Source organism: Azotobacter armeniacus (assembly GCF_054779355.1).
The window spans coordinates 29,252-37,494 of the sequence record NZ_BAAGYK010000135.1 but is presented as its reverse complement, the minus strand read 5'-3'; the positions used below and the strand labels follow the sequence as shown (position 1 = coordinate 37,494).

Below are 8,243 nucleotides of genomic sequence, written 5' to 3'. Positions count from 1 at the left end.
TCCAGCGCGATGTCGTCTCGGCGTGTACGCGCTCCTTCAGCCGCTTGATCGACTTCTTCGAGGGCGCTGTGCCCCAGTAGGGCTTGCCCTGGTGACCGTAGAAATGTCCCACGGTGTAGCCCAGGAAGTCGAAGCGCTCCTCCGGCAGCTTGACCAGTCGAGTCTTCTGTTCGTTGACCGTCAGGCCCAGCTTGGCCATCAGGCGCCGCATCGTCGCCATCGCCTGCCGGCAGCGCAAAGCGTCGAAGACTACGAGGCGCTGCTGCCGTGGAACTGTACTCCGACGGCGCCACTGTAAAAGACCGGCTTGACCGTCAACAGACGGGGTTCATGGAGCGCTTACCTTATTTAAGGGCCCCATTAATAATCCGTCACAGGCTTTTCTCAAAGACATCACAGTGACATCATAGAAAAACCATGCAGGGGAAGAAGAGCCATCACTCAATGAATATGAACCTCGTTAGACTTCGAAAGCTGGCTGCTGAGCACGGCGATGCTGGGTCACCCGATGCGCGCGATGCTCTGATACTTGCGTTTCTTCAGGAGCTTGGCTGCATCTTGGGAAAGTCTGTCATCAATGCCATGACGGATTTAGAAATCCGCCACTGCTATGTCAAATGGACTCAGGCGATCCTGGCCGGAGCGACCACGGACAGCCGCCATGAGTGGTTGGTCCGCGGCGTGCGGCTCATGCTCTTGGACTACAAAGAGCATTCCGCAGAGCCTATTCACAAGGAGCTGCCGATCAATGTAGTTTCATTACTGAATCAAGCCACCCCCAATAAATAAGAAGGCAACAAGTTTTGTGCAGTAATTCCCTATTTTAGTGCTCGCCAGAAGTAGAAGTCAGGCCACGAGGGCCAACTTTTATTGGAGGGGGTGATGCTCCCAGGGCCATGCTTGGCCGCTCGTGATTGTATGTCCACAGCCAGCGCGTTGCGTACTCTTGCACCTCCGCGACCGACTCGAACAAGTAACCTTTCACGTTATGCAGATGCAGAAAGCCCAGGCAAAAACCCCAGTTGCGTTGATTGTGCGTGAGCCGAATCAAGTGATAAGTGATCGGCGTTCTCGGCATTTTCCAGCGACAGCCGTGGCTGATAACGTATTCGCCATGTCCGCGACCATAATCTGTTTGATCGGCGCGTCCAGCTGCGTGCTCCTGTCCGCCGGATGGATTGCCTGCGCTACGCTCGGTTGACCGAGCAGATCGACTGGTTGCCACCCGCTTCACGCCTGACACAGCGGCTATGCGCCTGGGTCGAAGCACTGCTGGAGCTGCTACCTATCAACCATGTCAGCCGGCTCACCGGGTTGCATTGGCACACCCTCAAGATTCTGGCAAACGCCACCAGGAGGCCTCGGTCGGCACATTCGAGCCCGGCGACGTGTGGCGCCTGGTAATGGAAGAGTTCGTCCTGCACAAGGGGGCACCGTTACGCCACCGCGACCATGGATGCCGAACCTACGCGTGCCCTGTGGGCAAGCCTGGGCAAAACAGCCGCCAGGCCATACGCCCCTTCTTCGAGCTGCTCGGCGAGCAGTGTCAGCATATAGAAGCGGTGGCGATGGACATGAACACCGCCTTCGACCTGGAGGTGAGGCAGCACTGTCCTCGGGCGGAAGTGGTGTACGACCTGTTCCCCGTCGTGGCCCGCTACGAACGCGAGGTGGTCGACCGCATCCGGGCGGATCAGGCCAATGCCCGGCGCCATGACAAGCCAGCCCGCCAGGTGATCAAGCAGAGCCGTTGGCTGCTGCTGCGCAACCGGGAAAACCTGAAAGACGAGCATGAGGTACGACTGCAGGAGTTGCTCGCCGCCAATCAGCCATTGCCACGGTCTACGTGCTCAAGGATGCGCTGAAAGAGATCTGGTACGCCCCCTGCGTTTTGGAAAGCTGACGGCGTTGTCGGGCCTGGCTGCGGCATGCCGGAGACTCGGACTACTTCTTCCTGAAAATCAAGGCCGCTTTCCCCGAAAAGGCACGATGAGCCAAATAAAAAGGCGACCCTCTCGGATCGCCTTCTAAGCCCCGCGCGACGCGGGTTTTGTTTGGTAGGCACAATTGGACTCGAACCAACGACCCCCACCATGTCAAGGTGGTGCTCTAACCAACTGAGCTATGTGCCTGTCGATGGCCGCGCATTCTACGGATTTGCGCCGGCCTGTCAACACCTTTTTCCGCTAACCAACTGAAAAAAATGATTTTTCCCATTCAGGCCAGACTCCCGGCGCGCTAGCCGGGAAAAATCCACTCCGGTAGCATCGGTCCGACGTCGAATATTTGGAACAGGAAGCCGCAAGATGGCGCATACCGACTACCCCTTCTCCTACTACGCCGCCACGGCCAGCCCCGCCCCGCAGCGACCGGAACTCACCGGGGAAGCCGAAACCGACGTGTGCATCGTCGGAGCAGGCTACACTGGGCTGTCCACCGCCTTGTTCCTGTTGGAAAGCGGCTTCCGCGTCATCTTGCTGGAGGCGGCCAAGGTCGGTTTCGGCGCCTCCGGGCGCAACGGCGGGCAGATCGTCAACAGCTACAGTCGCGACATCGACGTGATCGAGCGCAGCCTGCCCGTCGCACAGGCCCGCCAGCTTGGCGAAATGGCCTTCGAGGGCGGACGTATCCTGCGCGAACTCATCGCCCGCCACGGTATCCAGTGCGACCTGAAGAACGGCGGCGTGTTCGCCGCCTTCAGCGCCAGGCAGATGGCCCATCTGGAAGCGCAGAAGAAGCTCTGGGAGCGCTATGGTCATACCCGGCTGGAACTGCTGGACGCCCGACGTATCCGCGAGCTGGTGGACAGCCGGCAGTATGTGGGCGGCCTGCTCGACATGAGCGGCGGGCACATCCATCCGCTCAACCTGGCCCTCGGCGAAGCCGCGGCGGTGGAAGCCCTGGGCGGGACGATCCACGAGCAGTCGCCCGCCGTGCGCATCGAGCGCGGCGCCAATCCGCTGGTGCATACCCCGCAGGGGCAGGTCAGGGCGAAGTTCGTCGTGCTGGCCGGCAATGCCTACCTGAGCGACCTAGTCCCGGAGCTGGCGGCCAAGTCGATGCCCTGCGGCACTCAGATGATCGCCACCGAGCCCCTGGGCGAGGAGCTGGCCGCCAGTCTGCTGCCGCAGGACTACTGCGTCGAGGACTGCAACTACCTGCTGGACTACTACCGGCTCTCCACCGAGCGGCGACTCATCTACGGCGGCGGTGTGATCTACGGTGCCCGCGATCCCCAGGACATCGCCGCCATCATCCGGCCGAAGATGCTCAGGACCTTCCCGCAGCTGCAGCACGTGAAGATCGACTACGCCTGGACCGGCAATTTCCTGCTCACCCTCTCGCGCCTGCCCCAGGTCGGGCGGATCGGCAACAACCTCTACTACTCCCAGGGCTGCAGCGGCCACGGCGTCACCTATACCCACTTGGCAGGCAGGTTGCTCGCCGAGACCCTGCGCGGTCAGGCCGAGCGCTTCGACGCCTTCGCCGCGCTGCCGCACTACCCCTTCCCCGGCGGCCGGCTGCTACGCGTGCCCTTCACCGCCCTGGGCGCCTGGTATTACACGCTGAGGGACCGGCTGGGCGTCTGAGTCAGAATGGCGGACAGACCGGCACCGGCGCGCAGCTCGCGTCGGCGGCCCGGGCCGCGGGCAGATCCGCCGAGAAACGCGAGTTCTCCTGCAGCGCCAGTTGCCGGGCGCAGCTGCGGGCCTGGCTGGCGACTGCCAGACAACCGCGCTCGGCGAGCACCTCCGACAGATTGAACCAGCCGGCGGCGAACTGCGGATCGCGCTTCAGGCTTTCCCGCAGGGCCTCCTCGGCACCGCGCGGATTGCCTTGGGCATGGAGACTGTTGGCCAGGGCGAACCAGCCGACGGACACCTCCGGCCAGCGCGCAACTGCCGTCCGGTAGGCCTGTCGCGCCACATCCCCCTGCCCGGTTTCCTCCAGATCGCTGGCTGCCTGGAGCCAGGGACGCGTTTGCGCCGTCGCCGGCAGCCGGTTGGCGGGCAGCGTCAGCACGGCCCAGCGCCCACCCTTCGCCCAGGTCCGGTCGAACGCTGCGAAATCGGTCGTCAGGCGGCGCGTGGCTCCCGAACGCAGGATGAACTGCTGCTCGCGCCGGTCGTACCCCACCACCACCGCGAAATGCCAGCTCGGCCACCAGTCCAGCGCGAGGTTCTGCAGCACCAGCACCGGGTTGCCTGCGGCCACCTCGGTCAGCACGCTCTCCAGCCGGGGCGCCAGGGGATAGACCAGCATCCCGTGGCGGCGCGCGGCGGCCACCATCTCCACTTGCAGACTACCCTTGCGGCCGGGCAGGTACACCTGCTCCTTGAGCAACCCCGGCGAGGTATCCAGGCCACGCTGATTGAGCATGCTCGCCAGCGCCGCCGGCCCGCACTGATAGGCGCTCTGCGGATAGAAGGGCACGCCGGTCAGCTCGACCCGCTCGGGCAGGCGTGCGGTCTCCGTAGACAACACGGGAGTACGCGCGCAAGCCGCGAGAAGAGCGAACAGTCCGAGGAGGAGGATGGTCCGCAGGCTGCCACTCACCTGACGCAGCGGACGAAGGTATAGACATCCGTGGCGCAGAGCATGTCGGTGATGATGAAGATCACCATGAACAGCACGATGATGCCCAGCACATTGCCCCCGGCCGGCGCCTCGGCGAGTTGCCGGTTGAACTCCGCCAGCTCGGCGCTGGTGAGGCTGCCGATCCGCTGCTCGACCTGCTGCCGGTCGACGCCCAGGGACTCCAGCTTCTTCCGGACCTCCTGGTCCTCGAGCATCTGCAGCAACTGCTGGCGATCTACTTGGCGCTGCTCCGCAGCGATCACCTCCTGCGTGCCGATCATCGCCGCCTGGACCATGGGAATCTGAGTGAACAGCAGCAACTGCAGTGCCGCCAGAGTGCCTGCCACACGCCGTACCGGGGTCGAGGTGGACGTAGGAGAGAGCTCCTTGCATTTGATTGTCAGCCCGTCTTGTTGCAAAAGACGAGCATTCTAGACGGAACTCTTCCATCTCCATTTGCCATCCCGTCAGATCGCAGTATAGCCACCGTCGGCCTGAAAACAGGCGCCGGTCACGATCGAAGCCCGGTCGCTGCCCAGGAAGGCTACCACGTTGGCGATCTCCAGCGCCTGCGCCAGACGGCCGATCGGTTGTCTTGCCAGGATGGCATCCCGGGTCGCCTGCGGCAGCCGGGCTAGCAAGGGCGCATCGACATCGCCCGGGGAAACGCTGTTGGCACGAATTCCCTGCGGGCGTAGGTCGGGGCGACCGAACAGGTGAAGCTCACCACCGCCGCCTTGGCCGCCGAATAGGCAGTGCTGCTCTCCTGGCCCACGTGAGCGCCACGTGAGCGAGGATCGAGGCCATGTTGACGATGGACCCGCCACCGCCCGTCAGCATCCGGGCGACGGCCTGCTTGTTGCACAGAGCGCCCCCGGTCAGGTCGATGCCGATCACCCGCTGCCAATCCGCGAGATCCAGCAGGTGAACCGGCGCCTTCTTCTCTGCAGTCTCCTGTCGGTAACCGTTGCCAAATCCAGGCAGGGATAAAGCTGGACATATCGGCACTTATACTGAACGGCATGATGACTGAATCTCCCGCTGGAAACTTGAATATTGTGCAGGCTACGACTGAGTTAGTTTGACTTTACATAAGGGCTTATTGTTTCGCTCCACTTCAAATAACCACTTCCAAGCAAATGCATACCGTCGTATGTATATTGCGGTAGCAAACCACCTCTTTCAGTCGAAAGCCCACTGTTTATATTTATGAATGTAATGTCGTTTTTTGCGGCAAACGCTTTAAGCTTATCATTCAGCTCTCTAACTTTATAAAGTCTATTTCCGCATCTGCTTTCGCTACATTCGATTGTTGATTGAATATATACCTTTATTCTTTTGCCTTGTAGTTGACTGACAATATTTGTATAGTTTTCAAATATTGCAGCAACACTCAAACCAGCATATATATCATTTATACCAACCATTAAAAATGCTTTTTTTGGAGAGACTGCGAATATAGGCTCCATACGTTTAAGTATATCGTCAGCTCTGTCGCCGCCAATCCCTCTGTTGGCTATCTTTATTTGTGGAAATATCTCATCCCATGGTGCGGCCTCAGTTATTGAGTCTCCAATCATTACAACATCAGCCTGTGGACTAAATACCTGAAACAAAGTATTGCGCGGCCTTGCTTCGCCAGTCTTTACTAAAACCTGATTTATCGCGAGTTTCATTTGTTCGTATGGAAAGATCTGCTTGTATACCGTAAGCCCTCCCCAAAAATAACCAGCTATTGCTACAAGCAGGACAAGAATTATCCTTATTATAAGTGAGTGCTGCTGTTTTTGATCCATTTAAATTTGTTCCATGAGTCTGTCGGACTTGAGTCGACGACGATTTGATATCCGAGGGTTATGGTGTATTGCGCCACAACGGCCCGATTCTGGATGCACAGGACAACTGTAGGAGACCCCCGGCGGGTTTGTGAAGGCGCCTTGAGGCACGGAATGCCCCTCATGCCCGGCGCAGCACGGGCATGCGCTTGATGTTCCACGTCAGGGTCACCAGGTTCCACTCGCCGTGGGCTGCTTGCAGCCCGCGCATGCTCATGTGCCTGAATGCTAGAGCATTTTCATCAAATACCAGATCACTGCTGCAACTGTAGGTCGGGTTAGCCGCAGGGCGTAACCCGACGCGACGGGCAATGCCGGGCAGGCTGTCGGGTTACGCTACGCTAACCCGACCTACGGAGCGGCCCTCCACGCATATCGTTATCCTGATCGCCCCCAAAAGGCGGACTCGAATAAGGTGAAACTGCTCTAGATGATGCCGAACACCGGTTCGACAGTTTGCTTGCGCAGGGAGTACAGTGCCCGCCCGGCCCGGCTGGCTAGCCGATGGGTCATTTTGCTCACCGGGTCATCGGTGTTCGGCTCGGGCCCGTCGGCAGCGAAGCGTCGGACACCGGCAAGAGATGCGATTCGCGCCTGAGGGCCAGCAGCGGTTCGATACCCGCCTCGCCGCAGGCCTGCACATGGGCCTGGCTATAAAAGCCGTTGTCCGCTAGCAGCACCTGCGCCTGACCCAGGTCTTCGGGCAATCGCCCGATCTGCTCCAGCGCAGGCTTGACCTCGTGCATCCTGCTGCACCGATCTTGGTACCGTCCAGCACAATGTGATCCCGCTTGAGCAACTTCACCTCACGGGCGAGTATGAGCACCTGCACGAACAACGCCTCGATCTGCTTGAAGAACCATCGTCGAAAGGTCGCCAGGATGTCGTGGTCGGGATGGGTGTTGGCCGCGACATACCGAAACGCTACCGAATCACAGGTGGCCCGCTCGATCTTGCGGCTCGAATGCATCCCATTGGCGTAGCCATAGATCAGCAGCCCCAGCAGCACTGCCGGCTGGTGTGCCTCTGCCCCTCGGCCTGCGTACTGGCGCGTCAACGCGCTCAGCTCCAACTGCTCGATGACCTCCACCACAAAACGGGCCAAATGCTGAGTTATCCCCAGAAATTTTCTCGAAAAATCAATTAGGTAAGACTTGAAGAGGCCTGCATGGGCGGGCACGTTGGTTGTCACCAAACTGACCGATGTCCCCAGCCCCCATGCAGACCGTCCAGTTCTTGCACGCCGCCTTCGCCAAGGCACTCTCCACGATCCATGCCCGCCGTCTCGAAGCCCTGATGGCGGCGGTGGCCGCCCTGCTGCAGGGCCGCCGCCTGACCCTGACCGCACTGAGGCGTTCCCTGCCCGGCTCCGCCTGGCCCCGGCATGCCATCGAGCGGGTCGACCGCCTGCTCGGCAACCGCCAGCTGCAGGCCGAGCGGGGGTTGTTCTACCGGGTCATGCGCCGTGCCCTGCCAGGCTCGCTCCGGCATCCGTTGCTCCTGGTGGACGGGTCGCCGATCGATGCCGCCGGCAAGCGGTTCCTGCTGCGCGCCGCGATCCCGCTGGCCGGACGCTCGCTGCCGGTTTGCGAAGTCGTCCACCCGCGCGAGGGCTGCCCGCGTTGACAGCGGCGCCTGCTGGCCAGCAACCTGCCCGAGACGCAGTGGAATGCCGCACAGGTCGTAGCGATCTACCAGCGGCGCATGCAGGTCGAGGAAGGCCTCCGGGACCTGAAGAGCCATCGGCTGGGAGTCGGCCTGGGGCTGCATCTTCCAGAGCAACAATCTCAAGGCAAGCACGGGCTGTCGCTGTGGCGGCTGGGACTGGAA

9 protein-coding genes, 1 tRNA gene and 5 pseudogenes are annotated in these 8,243 nt (G+C 60.9%); 4 read left to right on the top strand and 11 right to left on the bottom strand.

Going from position 1 to position 8,243, the window contains the following annotated elements:
- Positions 1–211, bottom strand: a 211-nt coding sequence (locus ACYVD0_RS18275) for a hypothetical protein (protein WP_460428133.1), incomplete at its 3' end; no start/stop codon positions are given.
- A gap of 233 nt (positions 212–444) precedes the next feature.
- Here ACYVD0_RS18275 and ACYVD0_RS18270 point away from each other — a divergent pair.
- Entirely contained in the window at positions 445–789 is a 345-nt protein-coding gene (locus ACYVD0_RS18270) for a hypothetical protein (RefSeq protein ID WP_460428132.1), read from the top strand.
- 34 nt (positions 790–823) lie between these two features.
- Here ACYVD0_RS18270 and ACYVD0_RS18265 read toward each other — a convergent pair.
- Both ACYVD0_RS18265 and ACYVD0_RS18260 read right to left on the bottom strand, forming a co-directional pair.
- Positions 824–976 (bottom strand): annotated as a pseudogene (locus tag ACYVD0_RS18265) (integrase core domain-containing protein); the annotation flags it as partial.
- A pseudogene (locus tag ACYVD0_RS18260) lies at positions 974–1,106 on the bottom strand (IS3 family transposase); the annotation flags it as partial. The pseudogenes ACYVD0_RS18260 and ACYVD0_RS18265, both read right to left, overlap by 3 nt.
- On the opposite strand from ACYVD0_RS18260, the pseudogene ACYVD0_RS18255 reads away from it, so the two are divergent.
- Positions 1,105–1,993, top strand: a pseudogene (locus tag ACYVD0_RS18255) (transposase); the annotation flags it as partial. The pseudogenes ACYVD0_RS18260 and ACYVD0_RS18255 overlap by 2 nt on opposite strands.
- A 62-nt stretch (positions 1,994–2,055) precedes the next feature.
- On the opposite strand, the gene ACYVD0_RS18250 reads toward ACYVD0_RS18255, so the two are convergent.
- Positions 2,056–2,132 (bottom strand) — tRNA-Val (locus ACYVD0_RS18250).
- Positions 2,133–2,306: 174 nt separating this feature from the next.
- Between ACYVD0_RS18250 and ACYVD0_RS18245 the strand changes: the two genes are divergently transcribed.
- Entirely contained in the window at positions 2,307–3,590 is a 1,284-nt protein-coding gene (locus ACYVD0_RS18245) for an NAD(P)/FAD-dependent oxidoreductase (protein WP_460428131.1), read from the top strand.
- Position 3,591: 1 nt separating this feature from the next.
- Here the strand turns inward: ACYVD0_RS18245 and ACYVD0_RS18240 are convergent, their stop codons facing one another.
- The 7 genes and pseudogenes from ACYVD0_RS18240 to ACYVD0_RS18210 form a co-directional block, all read right to left on the bottom strand.
- Positions 3,592–4,485: a PA2778 family cysteine peptidase gene (locus tag ACYVD0_RS18240; RefSeq protein WP_460428130.1), complete on the bottom strand. Its 894-nt coding sequence runs from the start codon at positions 4,483–4,485 to the stop codon at positions 3,592–3,594.
- A gap of 68 nt (positions 4,486–4,553) precedes the next feature.
- Complete coding sequence (locus tag ACYVD0_RS18235) at positions 4,554–4,925, bottom strand: PA2779 family protein (RefSeq protein WP_460428129.1); 372 nt, start codon at positions 4,923–4,925, stop codon at positions 4,554–4,556.
- A gap of 120 nt (positions 4,926–5,045) precedes the next feature.
- Positions 5,046–5,219, bottom strand: coding sequence for a Rossmann-fold NAD(P)-binding domain-containing protein (locus ACYVD0_RS18230; RefSeq protein WP_460428128.1), 174 nt, complete (start codon positions 5,217–5,219; stop codon positions 5,046–5,048).
- An 82-nt stretch (positions 5,220–5,301) separates the two neighbouring features.
- Positions 5,302–5,475: a hypothetical protein gene (locus ACYVD0_RS18225; RefSeq protein ID WP_460428127.1), complete on the bottom strand. Its 174-nt coding sequence runs from the start codon at positions 5,473–5,475 to the stop codon at positions 5,302–5,304.
- A gap of 179 nt (positions 5,476–5,654) precedes the next feature.
- Positions 5,655–6,374, bottom strand: coding sequence for an SGNH/GDSL hydrolase family protein (locus ACYVD0_RS18220; protein ID WP_460428126.1), 720 nt, complete (start codon positions 6,372–6,374; stop codon positions 5,655–5,657).
- Positions 6,375–6,931: 557 nt separating this feature from the next.
- Positions 6,932–7,120, bottom strand: a complete 189-nt coding sequence (locus ACYVD0_RS18215) for a hypothetical protein (protein WP_460428125.1) — start codon at positions 7,118–7,120, stop codon at positions 6,932–6,934.
- Positions 7,121–7,125: 5 nt separating this feature from the next.
- Positions 7,126–7,527: pseudogene (locus ACYVD0_RS18210) on the bottom strand (transposase); the annotation flags it as partial.
- A 104-nt stretch (positions 7,528–7,631) separates the two neighbouring features.
- Here ACYVD0_RS18210 and ACYVD0_RS18205 point away from each other — a divergent pair.
- A pseudogene (locus tag ACYVD0_RS18205) lies at positions 7,632–8,243 on the top strand (transposase); the annotation flags it as partial.

What these genes read in the sequence shown, in the direction of transcription:
- ACYVD0_RS18270 (WP_460428132.1), top strand. Translation starts at nt 445, where the DNA reads ATGAATATGAACCTCGTTAGACTTCGAAAGCTGGCTGCTGAGCACGGC.
- ACYVD0_RS18245 (WP_460428131.1), top strand. Translation starts at nt 2,307, where the DNA reads ATGGCGCATACCGACTACCCCTTCTCCTACTACGCCGCCACGGCCAGC.
- ACYVD0_RS18220 (WP_460428126.1), bottom strand. Translation starts at nt 6,374, where the DNA reads ATGGATCAAAAACAGCAGCACTCACTTATAATAAGGATAATTCTTGTC.